General features: G+C 69.6%; 21 protein-coding genes. 13 read left to right on the top strand and 8 right to left on the bottom strand.

The window, feature by feature from the left end; translation table 11 throughout:
- Positions 1-3: 3 nt before the first annotated feature.
- Positions 4-1,224, bottom strand: a complete 1,221-nt coding sequence (locus AACZ35_RS01035; protein WP_339824983.1) for an efflux RND transporter periplasmic adaptor subunit — start codon at positions 1,222-1,224, stop codon at positions 4-6.
- Positions 1,225-1,340: 116 nt separating this feature from the next.
- Between AACZ35_RS01035 and AACZ35_RS01030 the strand changes: the two genes are divergently transcribed.
- The 9 genes from AACZ35_RS01030 (at position 1,341) to AACZ35_RS00990 (ending at position 9,769) form a co-directional block, all read left to right on the top strand.
- Positions 1,341-2,264 (top strand): alpha/beta fold hydrolase, encoded by a 924-nt coding sequence (locus tag AACZ35_RS01030; RefSeq protein ID WP_339824981.1) that lies wholly within the window; start codon positions 1,341-1,343, stop codon positions 2,262-2,264.
- A 1-nt stretch (position 2,265) separates the two neighbouring features.
- Positions 2,266-3,924 carry an olefin beta-lactone synthetase gene (gene oleC / locus AACZ35_RS01025; protein WP_339824979.1) on the top strand — a complete coding sequence of 553 codons (1,659 nt, stop codon included), beginning with the start codon at positions 2,266-2,268 and terminating at the stop codon, positions 3,922-3,924.
- Positions 3,921-4,919, top strand: coding sequence for a 2-alkyl-3-oxoalkanoate reductase (oleD, locus tag AACZ35_RS01020; RefSeq protein WP_339825007.1), 999 nt, complete (start codon positions 3,921-3,923; stop codon positions 4,917-4,919). Before oleC ends, oleD begins: the two co-directional genes overlap by 4 nt.
- Positions 4,920-5,015: 96 nt before the next feature.
- Positions 5,016-5,171 carry a DUF1328 domain-containing protein gene (locus AACZ35_RS01015; RefSeq protein ID WP_339824977.1) on the top strand — a complete coding sequence of 52 codons (156 nt, stop codon included), beginning with the start codon at positions 5,016-5,018 and terminating at the stop codon, positions 5,169-5,171.
- Between the two features lie 60 nt (positions 5,172-5,231).
- Entirely contained in the window at positions 5,232-5,882 is a 651-nt protein-coding gene (locus tag AACZ35_RS01010) for an SCP2 sterol-binding domain-containing protein (RefSeq protein ID WP_339824975.1), read from the top strand.
- Positions 5,879-7,549, top strand: coding sequence for a ubiquinone biosynthesis regulatory protein kinase UbiB (ubiB, locus tag AACZ35_RS01005; protein ID WP_339824972.1), 1,671 nt, complete (start codon positions 5,879-5,881; stop codon positions 7,547-7,549). The genes AACZ35_RS01010 and ubiB overlap by 4 nt, the downstream gene beginning before the upstream one ends.
- On the top strand, positions 7,546-8,256 hold the full coding sequence (locus AACZ35_RS01000; protein WP_339824970.1) for a pseudouridine synthase: 711 nt from the start codon (positions 7,546-7,548) through the stop codon (positions 8,254-8,256). Before ubiB ends, AACZ35_RS01000 begins: the two co-directional genes overlap by 4 nt.
- Positions 8,257-8,333: 77 nt before the next feature.
- Positions 8,334-9,056: a hypothetical protein gene (locus AACZ35_RS00995; protein ID WP_339824968.1), complete on the top strand. Its 723-nt coding sequence runs from the start codon at positions 8,334-8,336 to the stop codon at positions 9,054-9,056.
- 80 nt (positions 9,057-9,136) lie between these two features.
- Positions 9,137-9,769, top strand: a complete 633-nt coding sequence (locus tag AACZ35_RS00990) for a thymidine kinase (protein WP_339824965.1) — start codon at positions 9,137-9,139, stop codon at positions 9,767-9,769.
- Here AACZ35_RS00990 and AACZ35_RS00985 read toward each other — a convergent pair whose 3' ends face one another.
- The 3 genes from AACZ35_RS00985 to mutM are packed head-to-tail and all read right to left on the bottom strand — an operon-like array spanning position 9,770 to position 14,012.
- A complete protein-coding gene (locus AACZ35_RS00985; protein ID WP_339824962.1) occupies positions 9,770-12,565 on the bottom strand; it encodes a protein kinase in 2,796 nt (931 codons plus the stop codon). It lies immediately after the preceding gene.
- Between the two features lie 16 nt (positions 12,566-12,581).
- Positions 12,582-13,145, bottom strand: a complete 564-nt coding sequence (locus AACZ35_RS00980; RefSeq protein ID WP_339824959.1) for an ECF-type sigma factor — start codon at positions 13,143-13,145, stop codon at positions 12,582-12,584.
- Positions 13,146-13,199: 54 nt separating this feature from the next.
- Positions 13,200-14,012 (bottom strand): bifunctional DNA-formamidopyrimidine glycosylase/DNA-(apurinic or apyrimidinic site) lyase, encoded by an 813-nt coding sequence (gene mutM, locus AACZ35_RS00975; RefSeq protein WP_339824956.1) that lies wholly within the window; start codon positions 14,010-14,012, stop codon positions 13,200-13,202.
- Positions 14,013-14,086: 74 nt separating this feature from the next.
- Here mutM and AACZ35_RS00970 point away from each other — a divergent pair, with 74 nt between their 5' ends.
- The 3 genes from AACZ35_RS00970 to AACZ35_RS00960 all read left to right on the top strand — a co-directional run bounded on the left by AACZ35_RS00970 (position 14,087) and on the right by AACZ35_RS00960 (position 20,411).
- On the top strand, positions 14,087-17,473 hold the full coding sequence (locus tag AACZ35_RS00970; RefSeq protein WP_339824954.1) for a mechanosensitive ion channel domain-containing protein: 3,387 nt from the start codon (positions 14,087-14,089) through the stop codon (positions 17,471-17,473).
- Between the two features lie 204 nt (positions 17,474-17,677).
- Complete coding sequence (locus tag AACZ35_RS00965) at positions 17,678-18,802, top strand: fatty acid desaturase (protein ID WP_339825004.1); 1,125 nt, start codon at positions 17,678-17,680, stop codon at positions 18,800-18,802.
- A gap of 64 nt (positions 18,803-18,866) precedes the next feature.
- Positions 18,867-20,411: an SDR family oxidoreductase gene (locus AACZ35_RS00960; RefSeq protein ID WP_339824952.1), complete on the top strand. Its 1,545-nt coding sequence runs from the start codon at positions 18,867-18,869 to the stop codon at positions 20,409-20,411.
- A gap of 132 nt (positions 20,412-20,543) precedes the next feature.
- Here the strand turns inward: AACZ35_RS00960 and AACZ35_RS00955 are convergent, their stop codons facing one another.
- The 4 genes from AACZ35_RS00955 to AACZ35_RS00940 all read right to left on the bottom strand — a co-directional run bounded on the left by AACZ35_RS00955 (position 20,544) and on the right by AACZ35_RS00940 (position 24,341).
- Positions 20,544-20,843: a hypothetical protein gene (locus tag AACZ35_RS00955; RefSeq protein WP_339824950.1), complete on the bottom strand. Its 300-nt coding sequence runs from the start codon at positions 20,841-20,843 to the stop codon at positions 20,544-20,546.
- Between the two features lie 109 nt (positions 20,844-20,952).
- Positions 20,953-22,722 carry a sodium:solute symporter family protein gene (locus AACZ35_RS00950; protein ID WP_339824947.1) on the bottom strand — a complete coding sequence of 590 codons (1,770 nt, stop codon included), beginning with the start codon at positions 22,720-22,722 and terminating at the stop codon, positions 20,953-20,955.
- Positions 22,723-22,725: 3 nt separating this feature from the next.
- A complete protein-coding gene (locus tag AACZ35_RS00945) occupies positions 22,726-22,995 on the bottom strand; it encodes a DUF4212 domain-containing protein (RefSeq protein ID WP_188663397.1) in 270 nt (89 codons plus the stop codon).
- A gap of 23 nt (positions 22,996-23,018) precedes the next feature.
- Positions 23,019-24,341 (bottom strand): DcaP family trimeric outer membrane transporter, encoded by a 1,323-nt coding sequence (locus AACZ35_RS00940; RefSeq protein ID WP_339824944.1) that lies wholly within the window; start codon positions 24,339-24,341, stop codon positions 23,019-23,021.
- Positions 24,342-24,548: 207 nt separating this feature from the next.
- On the opposite strand from AACZ35_RS00940, the gene acs reads away from it, so the two are divergent.
- The coding region (acs, locus tag AACZ35_RS00935) for an acetate--CoA ligase (RefSeq protein WP_339824941.1) at positions 24,549-26,060 on the top strand (1,512 nt) is incomplete at its 3' end.

Here is a 26,060-nt window from a genome sequence, read left to right as displayed (position 1 = left end):
GCGTCAGTCGAGCCTGGCCGGAAGTTCTTTGCGGGTGGCCGGGTCGTTGGCGTCAGCCGGGATGCCGGCGTCGCGAACGCGCACGCGGCTGCCATCCGCGATGTCGGCGCCGGCGTCGGCCAGCACCCGGTCGCCGTCCTGCAGGCCGGCGGTGATTTCGGTCAGCGCCAGGCCGCGCAGGCCCAGTTCGACGGTTTGCCGGCTGGCGCGGCCGTCGGCCACGCGCCAGACCCGGGCGGTGTTGCCGTCGATTTCGCCGAGGGCATCGTTGGGAACCACCAGGGCCCGGTCGCGGCGGCCGGTTTCCACGTTCACCGAAACCGTCATGTCCTGGCGCAGGAAGTCCGGCACCGGCGACACGGCCAGGCGGATGTCCACCGAACCGCGCTGGGCATCGACGCTGGGCGCGATGAAGCTGACCGTCGCCGGGAAGGGGCGTGCGGGGAAGGCGTCGGCCACGCACATCGCCGGCTGGCCCAGGGCCAGGACCTCGAGGTTCTTTTCGTCCACCGGCACAAGCAGCTCGGTGTCGCCGGCGCGGGCGATCTCGAGCAGCACGCGGCCTGGCTGCACCAGGTCGCCGGGTTCGACGTTGCGGGTGAGCACGGTGCCAGCGACTTCGGCGCGGATCGTGGTTTTTTCGAGAAGGGCCTGGGCGGTCGCCTGCCGGGCCAGGGCGGCGGCTTCGGCGGGGCCGCCCTCGGCCAGGTCCTGCATCGCCAGCCGGGCCTGTTCGGCGGCGGTGCGGGCGACGGTTTCCGCCTGCAGCGCCTGTTCCAGCGCCTCGCGGGCGATCAGCTGGCGGGCGAACAGGTCGCGCCGGCGGGCGGCTTCCCGGCTGGCCTGTTCAAGCCGGGCCTCGGCCTCGCGCACGGCGGCCTGGGCCCGCGGGCGCGTGGAGCGCCGCAGCTGGTCCAGGGCGGCGGCGGCCTCGGCGGCCTGGGCTTCCAGATCGTCGGCGCGCAGCACCGCCAGTACGTCGCCGGGCTGCACGGCATCGCCTTCCTGCACGCGCCGCTCCAGCACCACGCCGGTCACCGGGCTGCCGACCTGGGCGCGCGAGACGGCCACCACGCGGCCGGTGGCGACCACGGTCTGCACCAGCGGCCGCGCCGTCACCTCGTAGGCTGCGAGCTCGGGTCCGCGCAGCTTGCCCAGCAGCAGCCAGCCCAGGGCCGCGACAACCAGCACCAGCGCGGCGGCAAGGCGAAGTCGGCGACTCATCATCGGGCTCCGGGGCACGGGGGATCAGCGGCCAAGATACGCAATCGGCCGTGAAGGCGTCAGCCAGGCCCGGGGTTTGCTGGCTGCCCCGGCGGGCTCGCGTAGAATCCCGCCCCATGGAAAACCAGACCCCCAGCGCCGAACAGGCGCGATTGCTGGCCAAGGGCCCGTTCCCGGACTACCCCTTCGCGCCCAAATCCTTCGTCCATCCCAACGGCCTGACCCAGAGCTACCTCGACGAGGGCCAGGGCGAGGTCGTGCTGATGCTGCACGGCAACCCCTCGTGGTCCTACTACTGGCGCAAGCTGGTGCTGGGCCTGCGCGACGGCTACCGCTGCATCGTGCCCGACCACATGGGCATGGGCCTGTCGGACAAGCCGGCCGACGCCGCCTACACCTACACGCTGCGCAGCCGCATCCAGGACCTGGATCGTCTGCTCGAGCACGCCGGCGTCACCGGCGACGTCACCCTGGCCGTGCATGACTGGGGCGGCATGATCGGCTTCGGCTGGGCGCTCAAGCACAGCGAACGCATCAAGCGCCTGGTGATCCTCAATACCGCCGCCTTCCCGCTGCCGCCGGCCAAGCCCCTGCCCTGGCAGCTCAACCTGGGCCGCAACTGGCGCCTGGGCGAATGGCTGATCCGCGGCGCCAACGCCTTCGCCGGCGGCGCCGCCAGCCAGGGCGTGGAAAAGCCGCTGGCGCCGGACGTCAAGCGTGCGCTGCTGGCGCCCTACGACAACTGGCAGTCGCGCATCTCGACGGTGCGCTTCGTGCAGGACATCCCGCTGCAGCCCGGCGACCGCGCCTGGGACCTGGTCGAAACCGCCGGCAAGCGCCTGCCGATCTACGCCGACCGCCCGGCCTTCATCGGCTGGGGCCTGCGCGATTTCGTGTTCGACAAGCACTTCCTGAAGGGTTTCACCCAGGCCCTGCCCAAGGCGGAAGTGCACGCCTTCGAAGACGCCGGCCACTACGTGCTTGAAGACAAGGCGGACGTGCTCGTCCCCGCCATCCGCCAGTTCCTCGACCGCACCTGACATGAGCGGCTGCAACATCGCGGCGGCGTTGCCGCGGTTGGCGGCGCAGGCGCCGGAGCGGGTGGCGATGCGCTGCCCGGGGCGGCGAGGATCGGATGGGTTCGCGCGCTACGACGTGGAGCTGAGCTACGGTGATCTCGACCGGCGCTCGGACGCCATCGCCGCCGGCCTGGCCGGGCAGGGCATCGTGCGCGGCAGCCGGGTGGTGGTTATGGTGCGGCCTTCGCCCGAGTTTTTCCTGCTGATGTTCGCGCTGTTCAAGGCCGGCGCCGTGCCGGTGCTGGTGGATCCGGGCATTGACAAGCGCGCGCTGCGCCAGTGCCTGGGCGAAGCCGATCCGCAGGCCTTCGTCGGCATCCCGCTGGCGGTGCTGGCGCGAAAGCTGCTGGGCTGGGCGCCGGGTGCGCGCACCGTGGTCACCGTCGGGCGGCGCTGGTTCTGGGGCGGGCCAACGCTTGCCGCGATTGAAGCCGCCGGCGCCGGCGCCGGGCCGCAGCTGGCGGACACCGCGCCCGACGATGTCGCCGCCATCCTTTTCACCTCCGGTTCGACCGGCGTGCCCAAGGGCGTGGTGTACCGGCATCGCCACTTCGTGGCCCAGGTCGGAATGTTGCGCGACGCCTTCGGCATCACGCCCGGCGGTGTCGACCTGCCGACCTTCCCGCCCTTCGCGCTGTTCGACCCGGCCCTGGGCCTGGCCTCGGTGATCCCGGACATGGACCCGACCCAACCCGCCAAGGCTGATCCGCGCAAGCTGCACGCCGCGATCGAAAATTTCGGCATCGACCAGCTGTTCGGCTCGCCGGCGCTGATGCGCGTGCTGGCGGACCATGGCCAGCCGCTGCCGACGCTGCGCCGAGTCACCTCCGCCGGTGCGCCGGTGCCGGCCGACGTGGTGGCGAAGATGCGCGAGCTGCTGCCCGCCGAAGCCAGCTTCTGGACGCCCTACGGCGCCACCGAATGCCTGCCGGTCGCGGTGATCGAAGGCCGCGAGCTGCAGGCCACGCGCGAAGCCACCGAGCAGGGCGCCGGCACCTGCGTCGGCCTGCCGGTGCCGCCGAACCAGGTGCGCATCATCGCCATCACCGACGACGCCATCCCCGACTGGTCGCAGGTGCAGGAACTCGGCGCCGAGGCGATCGGCGAGATCACCGTCGCCGGCCCCACCGCCACCGACGAATATTTCCGCCGCCCCGAAGCCACCGCCCTGGCCAAGATCCGCGAAACCCTGGCCGACGGCGGTGAACGCATCGTGCACCGCATGGGCGACCTGGGCCGCTTCGATGCCCAGGGCCGGCTGTGGTTCTGCGGCCGCAAGTCGCACCGCGTGCGCACGATCGAGGGCAATCTCTACACCGAACAGGTCGAACCGGTCTTCAACGTGCATCCCGAAGTCGCGCGTACCGCCCTGGTCGGCGTCGGCGAACCCGGAAAACAACAACCTGTGCTTTGCGTGGAAATGGCCCCGCACCTGCCGCAGTACGAACACGAGCGCGTGCTCGATGAGCTGCGGCACATGGCCAACGGCTTCGTGCACACCGCGCGCATCCAGCATTTCCTGATCCACGACGGCTTCCCGGTGGATATCCGCCACAACGCCAAGATCGGCCGCGAAACCCTGGCAGCCTGGGCGGCGAAGGAAATGAAGTGGCGGCGCTGAAGGTGCTGGTCACCGGCGGCGCCGGTTTCCTCGGCCAGGCCCTGTGCCGCGCGCTGCAGGCGCAGGGCCACGAGGTCACCAGTTTCCAGCGCAGCCATTCGCCCGCCCTCGAAGCCATGGGCGTGCGCCAGGTCCGCGGCGACCTCGCCGACGCCGGGGCCGTGCACGCGGCGCTGGCCGGCCAGGATGCGGTTTTCCACAACGCCGCCAAGGCCGGCGCCTGGGGCAGCCACGAAAGCTACTTCGCCGCCAACGTCACCGGCACCCGCAACGTGCTGGCGGCGATGCGTGCGCACGGCATCGGCCGGCTGGTCTACACCTCCACGCCCAGCGTCACCCACAGCGGCCGCAGCGCGGTCGAAGGCGGTAACGAAACCAACACGCCCTACGGCGAACACTTCAAGGCGCCCTACCCGGCAACCAAGCTGATCGCCGAAAAGGAAGTGCTGGCGGCCAACGATGCCAGCCTGGCGACCGTGGCCCTGCGCCCGCGCCTGATCTGGGGCCCGGGCGACACCCAGCTGCTGCCGCGCCTGGTCGAACGTGCGAAGGCCGGCCGCCTGCGTTTTGTCGCCGGCGGCCACAACCGCATGGACACCACCTACATCGACAACGCCGTGCAGGCCCACCTGGACGCCTTCGCGGCGCTGGCGCCGGGCGCCGCCTGCGCCGGCAGGGCCTACTTCATTTCCAACGGCGAACCGCGTGAAGTCCGCCGCATCGTCAACGACCTGCTGGCCGCGGCTGGCCAACCGCCGGTGGACAAGACCATCCCCTACGGCGTGGCCTATGCCGCCGGCGCGGTGCTTGAGCTGGCCTGGCGCACCCTGCGCCTGCCCGGCGAACCGCCGATGACCCGGTTCGTCGCCGAACAGCTGTCGACGCCGCACTGGTATGACATCTCCGCCGCCGCCCGGGACTTCGGCTACGTGCCCCGGGTGGCCATGGACGAGGGCCTGGCGCGCCTGGCCGCCTGGTGGACCACGCGGGGTTAACGCGGCGCTCAGTTTGTTGGCGCGCAGTCAGGAAGCGGGGGCTAGCTTCGTTCCTGCCCGAAGCATCCGGGTCCACAAAAACAAAGGAGAGCAACCATGCTCCATTACGCGCTGATCTTTCTCGTCATCGCCATCATCGCCGCCGTGCTGGGCTTTGGTGGCATCGCGGGCACCTCGGCCTGGATCGCCCAGATCCTGTTCGTCGTGTTCCTTATCCTGGCCATCATCTCGTTCCTGAAGAAGAAGACGTGACGAAGTGATGAGCCGGGGGGCTGGCGCCGCGTCCGGGCGCCAGCCCGCTAGAATGGCGGCATGACGGATCCTGCCGCTTCCCCCTTCGACGCCCTCAAGCCCCTGGCCGGCCGCGCGCTGGAACAGGCCTTGAACCGGCTCGTAGAACTGGACCCCGACACCGCCGAAGCCCTGCGTGGCCTCGGCGGTCGTCGTATCGGCCTGGCGCTCGAAGCGCCACCCATCGCCCTGGAGCTTGCCGTCGCCGACGGCCGGCTGGTGGTGGGGCCGCCCAGGAACGAGCCGGGCGACGAGCCCGACCTGGGCGTGCGCGCCACGATTTCCGGCGTACTTTCGCAGCTGCCTTTCCTGCGCCCGCCCGGCGCCCCGCCGGTGGGCAAGGTGCGCATCAACGGCGACGCCGAACTGGCCCGGCAGCTGCAAAAGCTCGCCCAGCGTTTCGACCCCGACTGGGACGAACCCTTCGCCCGGGCCCTGGGCCCGGTGTTCGGGCCGCAGGCGGCGCGTTTGCTGCGTGATGCCCTGGCCGGCGGCGCCAAGTTCGCCAAGGGCTTTTCCCGCGACGCCGTCGACTACCTCACCGAAGAACGCCGCGACCTGGTCGGCAAGGCCGAACTGGCCGCCTTCCACGACGACGTCGACGAACTGCGCGACCAGGTCGAACGCCTGGCGGCGCGCCTGGCCCGGCTGTCGCCGGAGGCCGGCGCATGAGCCCGCTGCGCAGCGCACGCGGCAGCCTGCGGGCCCTGGGCATCGTGCGCGTGCTGCTGCGCCACCGCCTCGACTCCCTGCTTGAAAACACCGCGGTCGGCGGCTGGCTCTGGCTGCTCAAGCCGATCACGCGCCGCGCCAGCGCCACCGACCTGCCGCGCGGCCAGCGCCTGCGCCTGGCCCTGCAGGAACTGGGCCCGATCTTCGTGAAGTTCGGCCAGGTGCTGTCCACGCGCCGCGACCTGCTGCCGCCGGACATGGCCGAAGAACTGTCGCTGCTGCAGGACCGCGTCGCGCCCTTCCCGGGCGAAGTGGCGCGCGAGCGCATCGAAGCCGGCCTGGGCAAGCCCATCGACACCCTGTACGCCGAGTTCGAAAACACCCCGCTCGCGTCCGCCTCCATCGCCCAGGTGCACGCCGCGCGCCTGCACGACGGCCGCGAGGTGGTGGTGAAGGTGCTGCGCCCCGGCATCCGCCAGCGCATCCGCGACGACATCGCCCTGCTGCGCACCCTGGCCGCGCTGGCCGACCGCCACCACCCCTCGGCCGACAAGATCCGGCCGCAGGAAGTGGTGAGCGAAATCGAATCCACGCTCTACGCCGAACTCGACCTGCAGCGCGAGGGCGCCAACGGCAGCCTGATGCGCCGCACCTGGGCCGGCAGCGACGAGCTGTACGTGCCCGAGGTGTTCTGGAGCCACAGCAGCGAAAGCGTGCTGACCATGGAACGGGTGCGCGGCATTCCCTCCGACGACGTCGAGGCGCTCGACGCCGCCGGCATCGACCGCAAGGCACTCGCCGCCCGCGGCGTGCGCGTGTTCTACACGCAGGTGTTCCGCGACAACTTCTTCCACGCCGACGCCCACGCCGGCAACATCTGGGTGGACCTGGACCCGGCGCGCAAGGACAACCCGCGCTACATCGCCATCGACTTCGGCATCGTCGGCCAGCTGACGCGCCGCGACCAGTACTACCTGGCCGAAAACTTCATGGCCATCTTCCAGCGCGACTACCGCCGCATCGCCGAGCTGCACGTCGAAGCCGGCTGGATGCCGGCGACGGTGCGCATCGACGAACTCGAGGCGGCCACGCGCGCGGTCTGCGAGCCCTACTTCACCCGGCCGCTGAGCGAGATTTCGCTGGGCGAGGTGCTGGTGAAACTGTTCAAGACCGCCCAGCGCTACGAACTGACCCTGCAGCCGCAGCTGATCCTGCTGCAGAAAACCCTGCTCAACATCGAAGGCGTGGGCCGGCTGCTCGATCCCAAGCTCGACATCTGGGCCGAGGCGCGGCCGGTGCTGGAAAAGATCCTGCGCGAACGCTACAGCCCGGCGACCCTGGGCAACGAGTTCCGCAAGCGCCTGCCCGAACTGATAACCCACGCGCCGGACATGCCGCGCCTGGTGCACGAATTCCTGTCCCAGAGCGTGCGCGGCGAACATTCCCTGCGCATGCGCAGCGAAGACCTGGCCGAACTGGCGCGCATCTCCCGCGCCGGCCAGCGCCAGACCGTCTACGCGATCCTCGGCACCGGCCTGATGATCGTCGCGGCGGTGCTGTACGCGCTGGAAGCCGGCGGCCCGCAGTTCTGGGGCATCCCGGCCGCCGCCGGCATCGCCGGCCTCGGCGCCTTCGGCGCCTTCCTGGCAGCCTGGCCGCGCCGGTGAGCGAGCAAAACGTAGGGCTGCCGGTCGTCTACGCCGACGACCAGCTCGCGGTGGTCAACAAACCCGCCGGCCTGATGGTCCACGACAGCAAGCTGGCGCGCGGCGAAACCGATTTCGCCGCCGACCGGCTGCGCGAACAGTTCGGCCGGCCGATTTTCCTGGTGCACCGGCTCGACCGCGCCACCAGCGGCTGCCTGCTGCTGGCCTTTGATCGCGATACCGCATCGGCCCTGGGCCGCAGCCTGATGGCCGAACATTTCCGCAAGGACTACCTGGCCGTCTGCCGCGGCTGGCCGGAGCCGCCCGAGGGCGTGATCGACCATGCCCTCGACGGCGGCCCGGGCAAGCCGGTGAAGAAGCCCGCGATCACCGAATACCGCACCCTGGCCACCACCGAAGTGGACTGGCCCAGCCAGCAGTTTCCGAGTTCACGCTACGCGCTGCTTTGCTGCAGCCCGCGCACCGGTCGTTTCCGGCAGATCCGGCGCCACCTCAAGCACGTGCACCACCACCTGGTGGGCGACACCAGCCACGGCGACGGCCGCCACAACCTGGCCTTCCGCATGCGCGGCGTGCACCGCATGCTGCTGCACGCCTGGCGACTGGAGTTCCCGCACCCGGCCGATGGCGCGCGGCGGGAAGTGGTGGCGCCGCCGGATGCGGAGTTCGGCAAGGCCCTGGCGCTGCTGGGCCTGCCCGCGCCATGACCGCTGGCCCATGTTCGCTTCACAATTCGCTGGCATCGTGTGCCACACAGTCGCCTGCCACCAGACGAGACCCCCCCATGCGTCCGATCCTGCTTTCCTGCGCCATCCTGCTTTCCCTTGCCGCCGCGCCCATGGCGCTGGCGCAGACGGCCGACGACGCCGGCGAGCGGCGCATCATGTCGTCCGCGGCCTTCCTGTCCGGGCACCCGGACCTGCGCTACCGGCTGTCGGGCCTGGCCAATTTCCGCAAGGGCCACTACGACGAGGCGATGATCCACTTCCGCCGCGCCGCGCGTCATTCCGACAAACCCTCGCAGGGCATGATCGGCGAGATGTACTGGGAAGGCACCGGTGTCGCCCAGGATAAGGCCCTGGGCTACGTGTGGATGGACCTGGCCGCCGAACGCGCCTACCCGCTGATGCTGGCCAAGCGCGAGCGTTACTGGAACGAGCTCGACGCCGAAGGCCGCGCCCGCGCGCTGGAAATCGGCCCCCGCCTGTATGCCGAGTACGGCGACGAGGTCGCCAAGGTGCGGCTTGAACGCGAACTGCGTTTCGCCAAGCGCAACACCACCGGCAGTCGCGTCGGTTCGGTCGGCGCGCTCACTATCGTCATCCCCACGCCCAGCGGCACCGAAGTGGTGGACGGCTCGGCCTTCTACGACGAAAAGTTCTGGGACATCGACCAGTACACGCAGTGGCAGGACACCGACTGGAAGCAGCACGCCGAAGGCACCGTGGACGTGGGCGAGATCACCGACCTGGGCGAGCCGATGCCCGGGGAAGGCGAGGAAGAGTAAATCCGACGGGCAGGCCCGGGGCCGGACACGGGCGGCGGGGCCGGCGATAATGGCGCCTCGCCCCACCGCCGGACCCGACCTTGGCCAAGCTCTACTTCTACTACTCGGCGATGAACGCCGGTAAGACCACGACGCTGCTGCAAAGCGCGCACAACTACCACGAGCGCGGCATGCGCACGCTGCTGCTCACCCCGAAGCTGGACAACCGCGCCGGCGAAGGCCTGGTGGCCTCGCGCATCGGGCTCAAGGCCCGCGGCACCGTGTTCGAGCGCGACGACGACCTGCTGGCGATCGCCCGCGAAGACATCGCCGCGCGCGGCGAACTGCACTGCGTGCTGGTGGACGAAGCCCAGTTCCTGTCCAAGCGCCAGGTCTGGCAGCTCACCGAAATCGTCGACCGGCTCGACGTGCCGGTGCTGGCCTACGGCCTGCGCACCGACTTCCGCGGCGAACTGTTCGAAGGCAGTCAGTACCTGCTGGCCTGGGCCGACAACCTGGTCGAGATCAAGACCATCTGCCACACCGGCCGCAAGGCCATCATGGTGGTGCGCGTGGACGAACACGGCCGCGCGATCACCGACGGCCCGCAGGTCGAGATCGGCGGCAACGAACGTTACGTGTCGGTCAGCCGCGGCGAGTTCAAGAAAGTGATGGCCGGCGAGGGTTACATCGACCTGCAGCAGCCGCGCCTGCCCCTGGGCACGCCCGACTGATCAGCTGCCGCAGCTGGGCGCCAGCGCCGCCAGGTCGCGCCTGAGCCGCTGCCGCTCGGGCATCTGCGCCGCCTGCAGCTGCAGGGTTTGCGCCACCTGCACGCGGCCCTGGCCCAGCCGCCCGGCGCGGCAGTGCAGTTCGGCCTGGAGCAGTTCCAGCGGCCAGGCCGACAGCCGGGCCACGGCCGGATGGGCGCGGGCCTGGGTGCGCAGGCTGGCCAGCTGCGCTTCGGCGTCGTCGGGACGGCCCTGCTGAAGCGCCAGGCGGGCCTGGGCCAGGCTGACCCGGGCCTGGGCGTCGACATCGGCCTGGTCCAGGCGTTCGCCGGCTTCGTCCAGCAGGCGGCGTGCCTCCTGCGGATTGCCGCCCGCCTGCGCCAGCTCGGCCAGCAGCACGCGGGCGCGGCTGGCCAGGGTGCGGTCGCGGCTGCGGGAAAGCTGCAGGCATTCTTCGGCCAGGCTGCGGGCGTTTTCGCGCAGGTCGCGGGCCTGGCGCACGCGGGCCAGGTCGCACAGCACCGACACGTGGTGAACCAGCAGGTTGCCGCGCCGGCGCAGCTGCAGGCTGCGCTGCAGGGCTTCGTCGGCTTCGTCGTGGCGGTCCTGTTCCCAGGCCACGCGGCCGAGCTGGTGCCAGGACGCGGCGACTTCCGGATGGTCGGGCCCGAAGCGCGACAGCAGCCGGTCGTGGGCCGAGCGCAGCAGCTGGTGGGCTTCGGCCAGCTTGCCCACGTCCATCAGCAGTTCGCCCAGCGGGCGCTGCACGCCGGTGGTCAGCGGGTGGTTAAGGCCGAAACGGTCGAGCGTGATCTGCAGGGCCTGCCGGTAGGACGATTCGCCTTCGACCAGGTCGCCCTGCGCGACCTGGTAGCGGCCGAGCTCGCGCCAGACCTCGACGCCGAGCGTATTGCGGTCGCCGCCGGCTTCGCGCAGCAGGCCCAGGGACTCGCGCAGCCCGCGCACCGCCTCCTCGTAGCGGCCCTCGTCGGCCAGCAGGCCGGCGAGGTCGGCGCGGCTTTCGGCCTGCAGCACCTTGCTTTCGTCGCCCTGGTTGCGAAGCGCCAGCGCGCGTCCGAACAGGTCGCGCGCCACTTCGCGGCCGCCCAGTTCGCGGTGGCAGCGGCCCAGCTGCGACAGGAATTCGGCCGACGCGCGCGGAGCGGCGGCGGCCTGCTGCTGGGCCACCGGCAGCCAGGGCACCAGCGCCCGCACGCAGGTTTCCGGCTGGCCCAGGCTGCGCAGGCTGCGGCCACGCAGGGCCGCCGATTCCACGCCCAACCGGGCCGGCACCGAGCCCGACAGCGTGCCCAGGATGTCAGCCTGGCGGTCGAGCAGTTCCAGCGCCTGGCGGTCGTCGCCCAGGCCCTGGCGCAGGCGTGCCACCAGGCCCAGCAGTTCGGCGCGGGCCTGGGGCTGGCTGCGCAGTTCGGTGTCGGCGCGGCGTACGCCGGCGTCGAGCAGGGTGCGGGCATCGAGGCCACCGTCGCCGGCCTGTTCGGTGTCTTCGAACAGCGCGATCACGAAGTCCTGCATCGCCTGGGCGCGCCCGGCTTCCTGCAGCGCCACGCGCGTCTGCCAGGCCATGAAGGCGACCGCGCCCAGCATCAGCGCCGTGAACAGGCTGCCGACCACGATCGCGACCGAGTTGCGCCGGGCGAACTTGAAGCTGCGGTAGCCCAGGCTTTGCGGCCGGGCCTGCACGGGCTCGCCGTCCAGGTGCCGGCGCAGGTCCTGGGCCAGGGCTTCGACCGAGACGTAGCGGTCTTCCGGCGCCTTGGCCAGGGCCTTGCACAGGATGTTGTCGAGGTCGCCGGACAGTTCGCGCGACAGCCGGCGCGGGTGCGGCTCGTCCTGTTCGCGCGCCAGCCGGTAGGCGGCCACCGAGGGCCGCACCGGATCGGCGGTCAGGATCGCTTCCTCCCAGGCGGCGTCCGTGCCGCGCGCGGGGTCGTAGGGTTTGCGGCCGACCAGTAGTTCGTAAAGCACCACGCCCAGCGCGTAAACGTCGGTCATGGTGGTGATGACGCCGTTGCGCAGCTGTTCGGGCGCGGCGTAGTACAGGGTGAAGGCGCGCGTGCCGGTGCCGGTGATCTCCGGGCTGCCGTCCTGCGGTTCGTCGAGCAGCTTGGCGATGCCGAAGTCGAGCAGGCAGACCTCGCCGGCCGGCGTCACCATGATGTTGGAAGGCTTCAGGTCGCGGTGCACCACCAGGTTGGCGTGGGCGTGGCTGACCGCGGCGCAGACCTGCAGGAACAAGCGCAGCCGCTGCTGCATCGGCAGCGACAGCTGCTGGGCGTACTGAGTGATCGGCTGGCCCTGCACGTAGTCCAGCGCCAGGTAGGGCTGGCCGTCGCTGCTGACGCCGGCATCGAGCAGGCGGGCGATGTGGGCGTGGCCAAGCCGCGCCAGGATCTGGCGTTCGCGGGTGAACCGCTGGCGCAGGCCGGCGTCGCCCAGGCCCGGGCGCAGCAGTTTCACCGCCACGCGGCGCTGGTACAGGCCGTCGGCGCGCGTGGCCAGCCAGACCTGGCCCATGCCGCCTTCGCCGAGCGGGCGCTCGAGTTTGTAGGGACCTATCTGCTGGCCGGGCTGGGGCGAGAACAGCGACGCGTCCACGACCGATTCGGCCAGGAAGTCGGGCCGGTCTTCTTCCAGGGCGATCAGCTTGCGCAGTTCTTCGGCCAGCGGCGGATCGACGTTCTCGATCTCGGCCAGGCGGCGCGCGCGCGCGGGCGGTTCGAGCTCGATAAGTTCGTCGAGCAGCACCGACAGCGTGGACCAGTGTTCGGTGTCCACCGCGAAGGGGTCCTTGTCAGCCTTGAAGCGCCGCCAGCAGGAACATGCGGGCCTTCTGCCAGTCGCGGCGCACGCTGCGTTCGGAGCGCTTGAGCAGGCCGGCGATCTCGGTTTCCGACAGGCCGGCGAAATAGCGCATCTCGACCACCTGGGCCAGGCGCGGGTCGAGGTCGTTGAGCTTGTTCAGCGCGACGTCCAGGCCCAGCATTTCTTCGTCCAGGCGCATGCCGCCGCCGGCGTCCTCGGGCAGGTCGGTGACCCGGTGCAGGTCGCCGCCGCGCTTCACCGCCATGCGCTGGCGGGCGTAATCGACCACGACCGAACGCATGGCGCTGGCGGCGTAGGCGAAGAAATGGGCGCGGTCTTCGAACTCGGCTTCGGCGCGGCCGGCCAGCTTGAGGTAGGCCTCGTGCACCAGCGCGGTGGTGTCGAGCGTATGGCCATGCTGCTGGCCGCCCAGCTGGCGCCGGGCCATGCCGTGCAGTTCACGGTAGAGCGTTGCCAGCACCCGGTCGAGCGCGGACTTGTCGCCGGCACGGGCAGCGCTCAACCACTGGGTGATTTCGGCAATCTCGTTCATGTCTCCCCGGGGCCCGTCTGCGCGGGCTGGGGACACTATAAATGAACATGCCGCCTACCGCTGGCAGCCCGGGCACCAGGCCGTGGCGCGGTTGGCCATGCGGCCGTCGCGCAGGGTCCGGCCGCAGCGCTTGCAGGCCTCGCCTTCACGTCCGTACACGAACAGTTCCTGTTCGAAATAGCCCGGCGCCCCGTCGGCGTTGAGGAAGTCGCGCAGCGTGGTGCCACCCCGGGTGATGGCGTGGGCCAGGATGGCCTTCACGGCCTCGGCCAGGCGCCGGTAGCGGTCGCGGCTGATGCCGCCGGCGGCCCGGCCCGGGGCGATGCCGGCGCGGAACAGGCTCTCGGCCGCATAGATGTTGCCCACGCCCACCACCACCGCCTGGTCCATCAGGAAGGTTTTCACCGGGGCCTTGCGGCCTCGGCTGAGCGTGAACAGGTAATCGCCGTCGAAGGCCTCCGACAGCGGTTCCGGCCCCAGGTGGGCCAGCAGGTCGTGGGTTTCACCGGCCGGCTGCCAGAGCAGGCAGCCAAAACGCCGCGGGTCGGTGAAACGCAGCACCCGGCCCGAATCCAGGGCCAGGTCGACGTGGTCGTGCGCCGCCACCGGCGTGCGCGCCGGCAGCACCCGCAGCATGCCCGACATGCCCAGGTGCAGCAGGGCGCTGCCGGGCGCGGTGTCGAGCAGCAGGTATTTGGCGCGCCGGCGCACGCCCAGCACGCGCTGGCCGGGCAGTTCGCGCGCTACTTCGGGTGGAATGGGCCAGCGCAGGTCGGGCCGGCGCAGCACCACGCCGGTGATGCGCCGGCCTTCCAGGTGCGGGGCCAGGCCGCGCCGGGTGGTCTCGACTTCGGGCAATTCGGGCATGGCCGAAGTTTGGCAGAGCCGGCAAGTGCACGCGTCAATTGCGGCGGCGGGCCACGGAGGCATAGCCTTGGCCGATGCGCCCTGCCTTCCCCCTCACGACCGCCTGCCTGTTCCTGGGCCTGGCGCTGCTTTCGTTGCCGGCCGTGGCGACGCCCCCGTCGGGCCCGGTTGATACGGTGCGCTCGGCGCTCGACAGCCTGGCCGACCCCCAGCGCCAGGCCGCCAGCGACAATCTGGATGCCGCCGCGCAGGCCGCCGAAGAAACGGCGCGCCTGCGCAAGGAGCTGGCGACCCTGGAAGCCGACATCGCCGCCGCGCCCGAGCGCGCGCGCCGCTTCGAGCGCCAGCTCCAGGCTTCGCCGCGCCAGGCCCTGGCCGCCTGGCGGGACAGCCAGCCGGCCCGCGCCGACATCGAGGTGCTTGAAGGCCTGCTGGAAAACGAACGCCGCGAGGCCGAAGCGCTGGGTGCCCGCATCGCCCGCCTCACCGCCGACCTGGGCGCCGCACTGTCGCCCGACGCGGGCGCCCGCGCCAGCCTCGAGGAACTGCAAAGCCGCCGGGAAGAACTGTCGGCTTCGGTGGTGGCAAGTGAAGGCGAACCCGCCGCACTGACCGAATCGCGCCGGCTCCGGCAGGCCGCCGAACTCGAACGCATCGAAGCCGAACTGGCGCTTCGCGAGGCCCGCGAAACCTCCGCCGCCGTGCGCCAGCGAGCCCAGGAGCTGGAGCTGCGCGTGCTGCGCCAGCGCCTGGCCCAGCACGAACCGCGCCTGCTGTTCCTGCAGCAGCGCATCCGCGACCAGTCCCGCGCCAGCCTGCAGGCCGTGGTGGAAGACGTGCATGCCCGCGCCAGCGCCCTGCCGCCCGGCGACCCGGTGCTGGCCGAAGCCGCGGCCACCAATCTCGCGCTGGCCGGCGACCTGCTGGCCGCCAACGAACAGCTGGCCGAATACCGCCAGCGCCTGGCTGCCGGCGAACAGGACCTCGCCGCCGACCGCGCCGCCCTGCGCGACAGCCGCACCCGGCTGGAGCTGGGCGGCAACAGCGAACAGGTGGGCACCTGGCTGTGGGCGGTCATGCGCCAGCTTGAATTCGCCGACGTCCTGCAGGACCGCCTGGCCGACACCCGCCAGTCCCTGGCCGACACCCGCCTTCGCCTGATCGCCCTGGACGAACGCCAGCGCAACCTGGCCGACGTGTCGGCCCAGGCCGATGAGCTGCGCACCGCCGCGGCCGGCCGCGACGACGACACCGGCCTGGTTGTCGCGGACGGTGAAACCGACCCGCTCGAGACCTGGCTCGAAGGGCGCCAGGACCTGGCCGCCCGGCTCGAACCCATGCTGTGGCGCCAGGCCGCCACGCTCGAACAAACCGAACGCGTGCTGCAGGCGCGCCTGAAGACCACCAGCGAACTGCGCCAGCTGCTCGACCGCCACCTGCTGTGGATCCGCAGCCACGCGCCGGTCGACCTGGCCTGGTTCGGGCGCTGGCCAGCGGCGGTGACGGACCTGGTGAAGCCGGAGCGTTTCGCCACCACCGGCCGGCTGCTGGCGCGTTCGATCGCCGAGCGTCCGGCGGTGTTCGCGCTGGCGGTGATGGCGGTGCTGCTGCTGGCCCTGCTGCGCCGACGCGCCCGCGGGCGCATCGAAGCCCTGGGGCAGGGCCTGCGCGATGTTCGCCAGGACCGCTACCGGCGCACCCTGGAAAGCCTGGCCTGGACGTTCGTCGCGGCCCTTCCCGGCGCCGCGGCGCTGTGGCTGGGCGGCGAACTGCTGCAGGACGTGGGCGAGCGCGGGAAATACAGCGACTCCCTGGGCCAGGCGCTGCAAGCCATGGCGCTGCCGGCGCTAACCTTGTCGTTCCTGGACTGGCTGGTGCGCGACCGCGGCCTGGCCCACGCCCACTTCCGCTGGACCCGCCAGCGCCGCGAAGCCCTGCAGGCCTGGCTGCCGGCGCTCAAGGCGGTGCTGCTGCCGCTGTATTTCGTGGTCGCGCTGGCCTTCATCCGCGACCAGGACATCGCCATCGACGTGCCGGCCCGCCTGGCCCTGGTCATCGCCGGCGTGTTTTCGGCGGTCTGCCTGGCCTGGCTGCTGGGGCCCGACCGCATTCGCCACGCCCGTGGCGAAAGTCCCGAGCCGTCCAATTTCCGCCGGGTGCTGCGTGTCGTGCTGCCGGCCGGTCTGGCCGCCGGCGCCGTGCTGGCGCTGCAGGGTTATGTGTACTCCACGGCCATCGTGCTTGACGCCCAGTTCGCCAGCGTCGGCGTGTTCATCGCGGTGGCAGTGCTGCACGGCCTGCTGGCACGCTGGTTCGCGCTTGGCGAACGCCGCCTGGCGCTGCGCCGTCAGGAACTCAAGCGCGAGGCCGAGGCCCAGGCGCGTGCCGAAGGCACCACGCCCGAGGAAGGCGGCGGCGAAGCGATCCCCGTGGACTTCGACGAAGACCTGGCGCTGGACAAGGTCAACGCCCAGACCCGCCGCCTGCTGCGCGCGATGAAACTGGTGATGCTGGCCGCCGGCCTGGTCTGGGTGTGGGCGGACGTGCTGCCGGCCTTCGCCCGCCTGGACGAAGTGGTGCTCTGGTCGGTGGCGCAGGCTTCCGCCGACGGCGGCGACACCGTCATTCCCATCACCCTGATGGCGGCACTGCTGGGCGTGCTGGCGCTGGCGCTGACCGTGGTCGCCGCGCGCAATCTGCCGGGCCTGCTGGAAATCGGCCTGCTGTCGAAGGTGAACATGGACGCGGCCTCGCGCTACGCCATCACCAGCGTGTCGCGCTACGCGATCGTGCTGGTCGGCATCATCGTCGGACTGGGCCTGCTGGGCCTGCGCTGGGGCCAGCTGCAGTGGCTGGCGGCGGCGCTGACGGTGGGCCTGGGCTTCGGCCTGCAGGAAATCTTCGCCAACTTCGTATCGGGCCTGATCCTGCTGTTCGAGCGGCCGTTCCGCGTGGGCGACGTGATCACCGTCAACAACCTCGACGGTACCGTTACCCGCATCCGCACCCGCGCCACCACCATCCTTGATTTCGACAACAAGGAAATCGTGGTCCCGAACAAGACCTTCATCACCGGCCAGTTGGTGAACTGGACCCTGAGCGATGAAACCACCCGCATCGTGGTCAAGGTGGGCGTGGACTACGGCACCGACCCGGCCCTGGTGCACCGCCTGCTGATGCAGGCAGCAACCGAGAACCCGCGGGTCCTGGAGACGCCGCCGCCGCGCAGCTGGCTGCTGGAGTTCGGCGCCAACTCCCTGGATTTCGAGCTGCGCGTGTTCGTGGGCGGCATCATCGACCGGCTGGCGGTGCGCAACGAGCTGAACGTGCGCCTGGTCGAGCTGTTCGCGGAAAACGACGTCGGCTTCGCCTTCCCGCAGCTGGACGTGCCGGCCGCGCCGCCGGCGCCCGGTGCCGGGCCGGAAGCCGGGCCCGGCCCGCAGCTCGACGCCAGGGGCTGAACGCGGGGCTGAACCCGCGGTTCAGCCCCGCGCCCTTGCAGGCTTTCCGGGGCGCCCCCATACCAAGGGGAAGGGTGACGGCGCCGCTTCCGGCGGGCATCATCGTCCTGTAGCAAGGCCCACGACCGTTCCCTGGAGTTTCCGATGTCCCCCGAGTTCTTCGACTGGCTGGCCCGCGGCTTCACGCAGGCGAGCTATTGGCAGATGGCCGGTTATTTCCTGGTGGTGACCCAGCTCACCATCATGACGACCACCCTCTACCTGCACCGCAGCGCCGCCCATCGCGGCGTGGACTTCCATCCGGTGCTCACGCACTTCTTCCGCTTCTGGGCCTGGCTGACCACCGCCATGGTCACCAAGGAGTGGACGGCCGTGCACCGCAAGCACCACGCCAAGTGCGAAACCGCGGAAGACCCGCACAGCCCGCGTTTCCAGGGCATCAACAAGGTGCTGTGGCGCGGCGTCGAGCTTTACCAGGAAGCGCGCCTGGACAAGGACATGCTGGAAAAGTACGGCAAGGGGTCGCCGGACGACTGGGTCGAACGCAAGCTTTACACCGCGCACCCGTCCTGGGGCCCGAGCCTGATGCTGTTCATCAACATCGCGCTGTTCGGCATCCCGGGCATCGCGATCTGGGCGCTGCAGATGGCCTGGATCCCGTTCTGGGCCGCCGGCGTCATCAACGGCCTGGGTCACTGGTGGGGCTACCGCAACTTCGACACCGCCGACACCGCGACCAACCTCACCCCGTGGGCGTTCTGGGTGGGTGGCGAAGAGTTGCACAACAACCACCACGCCTTCCCGAGCTCGGCCAAGTTCGCGCTGCGCAAGTATGAATTCGACATCGGCTGGACCGTGATCCGCGGCCTGCAGGCCGTCGGCCTGGCCAAGGTGCTGCGCGTCGCCCCGGAGCTGGACGTTCGCCCGAACATCCAGGTGCCCGACGCCGACACGATGCGCGCGATGATGGCGCACCGCTGGCAGGTCGCCACCGACTACTACAAGCTGGTGCTCAAGCCGCACCTGCAGGCCGAGGCTGCCGACCTGCCGGGTCGCCTGCGCCGCGCCTTCCGCAGCGATGGCAAGTGGCTCAGCGAAGAAAAGCGCGAGCGCTTCAACGCCTGGGTCGCCGAACGCCCGAACACCCAGCGCCTGCTCGACTTCCGCCAGCGCCTGCTGGCGATCTACGAACTGCGCAGCGCCGAAGCCGAGGCAAAGATGGTCGCCCTGCGCGCCTGGTGCGCCGAAGCCGAAGCCTCGGGCATCCGCCAGCTCGAAGAGTTCTCGCAGCGCCTGAAGGGTTATTCGATGGTGCCCGCGCGCGCCTGACCCAACAGGCACTGATCCATCCGCATGGCCCGCTTCGGCGGGCCTTGCTTTCTGAACTGCCACCATGACCGACCTTCCCGAAACCCCGCCTACCGGCGACCCCGCCCTGATCGAGCGCCTGCGCGCCGCCGCCGAACTGCTCGATGCCGTGGCGGCCGACCGCGCCGCCTTCGAGGCCCTGCCGGTGGAAGAACAGAAGCGCCTGAAAGCGGCGGTGAACCGTTTCCACAACCCCGACCCGATCGACCATCGCACGCGCCGCCGCGAGGCCAGGCGCGCGGTGGTCAAGGAGCGCAACGCCCACGACGATGCGGTGCTTGCCGCCACCGGCATCCGCGAGCTGCGCAGCAAGCCGGTGTTCCAGACGCCGAACTATTTCCCGCCCTCCAAGGCGCCGGTGGACCACATCACCGACGACCCGGCGCGCGAGACGATCGAGCCGCAGCACTGTTACGTGTGCAAGGAAAAGTACACGCGCATCCACCACTTCTACGACCAGATGTGCCCGGCCTGCGCGGACTTCAATTTCCTCAAGCGCACCGAAACCGCGGACCTGACCGGCCGCGTCGCGCTGCTCACCGGCGGACGCGTCAAGATCGGCTACCAGGCCGGCCTGAAGCTGCTGCGCGCCGGCGCCTCGCTGATCGTCACAACGCGTTTCCCGCGCGATTCCGCGGCGCGTTACGCCCAGGAGCCGGATTTCGACGAGTGGGGCCATCGCCTGGAGGTCTTCGGCCTGGACCTGCGCCACACGCCCAGCGTCGAGGCTTTCTGCCAGACCCTGCTGGCCACGCGCGAGCGCCTGGACTTCATCATCAACAATGCCTGCCAGACCGTGCGCCGCCCGCCGGCGTTCTACGCGCACATGATCGCCGGCGAAACCGCCGCGCACGGCGACATGCCACAACACGTGCGCAAGCTGCTGGGCAGCTACGAGGGCCTGCGCGGTTACGACCTGGTGGCCGATGCCAATACGCTGGCGCACGACGCCGCGGCGCCCGGCCTGACCCGCGCCGCCGAACTGTCGCAGGTGCCGCTGCTGGCCGAAGAACTTCTGGGCCAGCAGCACCTGTTCCCGGAAGGCCGCCTGGACCAGGACCTGCAGCAGGTGGACCTGCGTGGCCGCAATTCCTGGCGCCTGCAGATGCACGAGGTGCCGTCGGTCGAGCTTCTGGAAGTGCAGTTGGTGAACGCCGTCGCGCCCTTCCTGATCAACGCGCGCCTGAAGCCCCTGATGCTGCGCACGCCCGAACGTGACAAGCACATCGTCAACGTCTCGGCGATGGAAGGGCAGTTCTACCGCAACTTCAAGACCACCCGGCACCCGCACACGAACATGGCCAAGGCCGCGCTGAACATGATGACGCGCACCTCGGCCGCCGACTACCACGGCGACGGCATCCACATGAACGCGGTGGATACGGGCTGGGTGACGGACGAAGATCCGCTGGAGATCGCCGAGCGCAAGACGCGCGAGGAACGTTTCCACCCGCCGCTGGACATCGTCGACGGTGCCGCGCGCATCGTCGACCCGATCATCGACGGCTTCAACACCGGCACCCACGTCTGGGGCCAGTTCCTCAAGGACTACCGCCCCACCGATTGGTAACGAGCGTTTGTAGGAGCGCCTTCAGGCGCGAATCTCCTGCCCTTGCCCTTGGCCTTGGCCGCAAGGCCAAGGGCATCGGGACTGAAGTCCCTCCCACAAGAGCCCGGAAAAGATTCGCGCCTGAAGGCGCTCCTACAGGGGGGTGTTGGCTGGCAGGACCAGCCAGCCCTGGCTGTAGAACAGCATGTACAGACCGATGCGCAGGCCCAGCAGGATGATGAAGGCGTACCAGCCCAGATGCGAATGCGGCACGAAGCGTCCGATGGTCGCGCGCAAGGGCGCCAGCACCGGCCACAGGGCCCAGGTGAACAGCCGGTAGACCGGGTTCTTCATCGGGTCGCCCGGAATCAGCAGGCGCAGCACGCCGCGGCCGATCAAGGTCCACATCAGCACCGCGATCACGTAGCTCAGCAGGGTATAGGTCGTCAGCATCGTCGGATTCTAATCAGTAAACGCCTGGTCACGAAAAAGGCGCCGGTGCGGGCTGCACCGGCGCCCGGGTTGCCGCGGCCTTCGGGGAGGAAGACCGCGGCGGCCACCATCACCTTGCGAGTTTCGGGTAACGCAGGTCCTCGACCATGTCCTTGGTTTCCTGCGACGGCTCGGCCGTCATCAGGCTGACCGCCCAGATGGTCAGGAAGCCCAGCGGGATACCGAAGATGCCGGCGGAAACGTCCTTGATGCCGAACCACGGCGTCATGCCCAGGAACTTCACGTTCACCAGGTAGAACAGCGTGAGCCCGAAGCCGACCAGCATGCCCGCCACCGCGCCGGCCTTGTTCGCCCGTTTCCAGAAGATGCCAAGCACCAGTGCGGGGAAGAACGAGGCCGCGGCTATCGAGAAGGCCCAGGCCACGATCGACAGGATCGTCGCCGGAGCATGCGAGGCCGCGTAGGCCGCGATCGCCGCCACGCCCAGCAGCAGGATGCGGGCAACGGTCAGGCGCTTCTTCGCCGTCGCGTTCGGGTTGACCATCTTGTAGTACACGTCGTGGGACAGCGCGTTGGAGATCGTCAGCAACAGGCCGTCGGCCGTCGACAGCGCCGCCGCCAGGCCGCCGGCGGCCACCAGGCCGGCAACGACATAGGGCAGGCCGGCGATCTCCGGGGTCGCCAGCACGATCGCGTCGGCGTTGAGCATCAGCTCCGCCAGCTGCAGGATGCCGTCGCCGTTGCCGTTGGCCACGCAGCCCTTGATCGTCGTCGCCGCATTGGTCGCGTCGCACACCGACACCAGGCCCACCTGCGTCCACGAAGCCACCCAGGCCGGGAGCGTGGCGATGGACTGCCCGATCACGTTGGAATAGACCTCGAGCTTCGCGAATGCCGCATACGCCGGCGCCGTGAAGTACAGCAGGAAGATGAAGAACAGCGACCAGCCCACCGACTTGCGGGCTTCCTTGACGCTGGGCGTGGTGAAGAAGCGCATCAGGATGTGCGGCAGCGCGGCCGTGCCCACCATCAGGCAGAAGGTGAGCGCCATGAAGTTGACGATGTCGTTCTTCACGAAGGGCGTGGCATGCCCCGCAGTGACGCCCAGCTGCTGCTCAAGCACGGTGATCTGCTGCAGCACCTCGCCATAGGCCAGCTGGGGCACCGGGTTGCCGGTAACCTTGATCGACAGCCAGACCACGGGCACCAGGTAGGCGATGATCAGCACGATGTACTGCGCCACCTGGGTCCAGGTGACCGCACGCATGCCGCCCAGCAGCGAACACACCAGTACGCCGATCAGGCCCACCCAGACGCCGGTGGCCAGGTCGATGCCCAGGAAGCGGCTGGTGATGATGCCGGCGCCGTAGATCTGCGCAATCACGTAGGTGAAGCTGGCCGTGATGGCGCAGATGATGCCGATGGTTCGCGGCAGGTTGCCGCCGTAACGCGTGCCCAGGAAGTCCGGGATGGTGTACTGGCCGAACTTGCGCAGGTAGGGCGCCAGGAACAGCGCCACCAGCACGTAGCCGCCGGTCCAGCCCATCACGAAGGCCAGGCCGTCATAACCTTGCGCGTACAGGGTGCCGGCCATGCCAATGAAGCTGGCCGCCGACATCCAGTCGGCGCCGGTGGCCATGCCGTTGTAAAGGGCGGGCACGCGGCGACCGGCGACGTAATACTCGTCGGTCTCCGCGGTGCGGCTCATGATGCCGATCATCGCGTACAGGCCGATGGTCGCCGCCATGAACACGTAGCCAATCCAGGCATTGGGCATGCCCAGCTGTTCGCCGATGGCAAGCGCCACCACGAACGCGAGGAAGCCGCCCGTGTACATGCCATAGATCTTGGGAAGCCGGCTTACGAAGTCTCCGGACATGGGTCAGCCCTCCTCGGCCACGCCGAACTCGCGATCCAGCCGGTTCATGTACCAGGCATAGAAGACGATCAGCGCCACGTAAACGATCAATGCTCCCTGCGCGCCCATGTAGAAGGCGAACGGGAAACCCAGGAAGGTGAACTGATTCAGCGGGACTGCGAAAAAGATCACCACGTAGGTAACGACGAACCAGATCGACAGCAGGATTGCCGTGACCCGGAGGGTGCGGCGCCAGTACTCCTGGCGCCGTTCTTCGGTGACTGGATTGCTCATGGTCTTTGCCTCCCGGCGCAGGGTCAGAAGCTGTACTTGACGTGCATGTGCAGGCGGCGGATATCACCGTCGGCACCGCTCTCGAGTTCACGGTTGCCCCATATCAGCTCGGCGCCGATGTCGATCTTGGGCAGCGGCGAGTAGATGAGGTTGGCGTGGAAGGACCGCGCCGATTCGGTCAGCGCCAGGCCCGTCAGCAGCGGGTCGTTGTCGAACTGCGCCATCGAATAGAACACGTTGCCGCGCAGCTTCGGGCTGAAGGCATGGCGCCAGGCGATGAAGCCGCCGTAGCCGTCAAGGGCCTCGAGCGAGCCGTCGGCCGCCGTCATCGCGTCCGGGCCCAGGCCGAAGGCGAGGTAGCGACCCAGGCCGCTGCCGCCGCTGATCATGTAGCGGATGTCATCGTTGGCGCCGACGTTCCACTTGCCCGACACGCTGAGCGCGAAGGCGCTTTCGCTTTCGCTGCTGGTCGCGGTTTCGTACTTGAGCTGCCGCGCCAGGCCGGCCACGGTGAAGTGGCCCCAGCTGGCCCTGTGCATGTAGCGCAGGGTCAGGTCGGGCAACGAGTTGTCGTCGCTGGCGCCGCGGGCGCCGGTCAGGTGCGCGGCGTAGGTGGTTTCCGGGTTCTCCAGCGAGAACGACCATGGGCCGTTGGTGTATCGCAGCTGGGGCTGGCGCACGAAGATGGTGCCTTCGGTCGGGCCGACGAAATCCACGGCGTCCGGCAGCGCGCCCGCGTCCTGGAAGTTCGACCAGGTCTGGCCGGCCAGCCACTTGTCCCAGCTGACGTAGGCGTGGCGGATGGTCACGCCGTAGGTGTTGGTGGCGACCTCGTTGCCAAGCGCGCCGCCGAACAGGTCCATTTCCAGGTAGGCCTTGAGCTTGTGGCCGTCCAGGTCGGTGTCGGCGCCGAACCACAGGCGCGAGAACTGGATGTGCGAATCCAGGTCGGCACCGTCTTCGTCCACGCCGCCCACGGGAATCGTGCTGGGCACGTAGAACAGGCGGCCGGTGGAGCTGTCCGGGATCTCGCCGTCGCTGGTGGTGGTGTACATCGAGTCGAACTTGATGAATCCGCCGAAGCTGAAGCGCGTGCCCGGATTGGCGCCGGGCATGATCGTGCCGGCCTGGATCGGCTGGGCCGGCGGCGCGGGTTTGGCGGCTTCGGCGGCCTTCTGTGCATCGAGTTCGGCCTTCAGGCCCTGCACCATCTGTTCAAGCTGGGCGATGCGGGCTTCCAGATCCTGTGCGCCGGCGTCCTGCGCCAGCGCCTGTCCGGGCACGGCGATCGCCAGCAAGACGGCGAGCGCCAGCGCGGAACGCGCGTAACGTGTGTGTCGGTTCATCTTTCCCCTCCCGGAAATCCGAACGTTTGGCCCCAATGGCCCGCCGAGTCTGTGACGGCGTGCGGGGGCGGGCCATTCGCCATTGGTCTAAATCCGGGCTGCTTTAGACCAAGGTCTAATTGGGCGTCCGCCGGGCTGGCCCAGAATGACCGGCAGGCGAGTAATCTTGTTGAAGAACCACCGTGGCCACGCGCCGCAGGAGCCCCCATGTCCGAGCGAATCGTTCCCGTTCCCCCCGCCTTCGAAGCCAAGGCCAAGCTGCGCCGCGACGACTACGAACGTGGTTATGCCAATTCGGTGCGCGACCCGGAGGCCTACTGGCGCCGGCACGGCCAGCGCCTGCAGTGGAGCAAACCCTTCACGCAGGCCAAGGACACCAGCTTCGACGTCAAGGATTTCCACATCCGCTGGTTCGCCGACGGCGAGCTGAACGTCGCGGCCAACTGCCTTGACCGCCACCTGGCCGACCGCGGCGACAAGGTCGCCATCATCTGGGAGCCCGACGACCCCAAGGCGTCGCCGCGCCGCATCACCTACCGCGAACTGCATGCCCAGGTCTGCAAGCTGGCCAATGCGCTCCAGGCCCTGGGCGTGGTCAAGGGCGACCGCATCACCATCTACCTGCCGATGATCCCGGAAGCGGCGGTGGCCATGCTGGCCTGCGCGCGCATCGGCGCGATCCATTCGGTGGTGTTCGGCGGCTTTTCCCCCGATTCCATTGCCAACCGCATCGCCGATTGTTCCAGCAAGCTGGTGATCACCGCCGATGAAGGCCTGCGCGGCGGCAAGGCGATCCCGCTCAAGGCCAACGTCGACGAAGCACTGGCCAAGCCCGGCACCAACAGCGTCGAAACCGTGCTGGTGGTCCGCCACACCGGCGGCGGCGTGCCCATGCAGATGCCGCGCGACCGCTGGTACGACGCCGTGGTCGACGCCCAGCCGGCCACGCACGAGGCCCGGCCGATGAACGCCGAGGACCCGCTTTTCATCCTTTACACCTCGGGCAGCACCGGCAAACCCAAGGGCGTGCTGCACACCAGCGGCGGTTACCTGGTGTGGGCCAGCTACACCCATGAATGCGTATTCGACCTCAAGGAAGACGACGTCTTCTGGTGCACCGCCGACGTCGGCTGGGTCACCGGCCACAGCTACGTCGTCTACGGGCCGCTGGCCAATGGCGCCACTTCCGTGATGTTCGAGGGCGTGCCGACCTATCCCGACCCCGGCCGGTTCTGGGAGGTCTGCGACCGCCACCAGGTGACGATCTTCTACACCGCGCCCACCGCCATCCGCGCGCTCATGCGCGAGGGCGACGCGCCGGTGAAAAAACATTCGCGCAAATCCATCCGCCTGCTGGGCACGGTCGGCGAGCCGATCAATCCCGAGGCCTGGGAGTGGTACAACCGCGTCGTCGGCGAAGAGCGCTGCCCCATCGTCGACACCTGGTGGCAGACCGAAACCGGCGGCATCCTCATTTCGCCGCTGCCGGGCGCGATTCCCGCCAAACCCGGTTCGGCAACGCTGCCCTTCTTCGGCGTGCAGCCGGCGCTGGTGGATGCCGATGGCCGCGAGCTTCACGGCGCCACCGAAGGCAACCTGGTGCTGAAGGATTCCTGGCCGGGCCAGATGCGCACGGTGTACGGCGACCACCAGCGTTTCATCGACACCTATTTCAAGACCTACCCGGGCATGTATTTCACCGGCGACGGCTGCCGGCGC

It is taken from the genome of uncultured Arenimonas sp., assembly GCF_963976025.1.
Lineage (GTDB): Bacteria > Pseudomonadota > Gammaproteobacteria > Xanthomonadales > Xanthomonadaceae > Arenimonas.
Note: the sequence above shows the minus strand (reverse complement) of the source record. Positions and strands in the feature narration are given on the sequence as shown.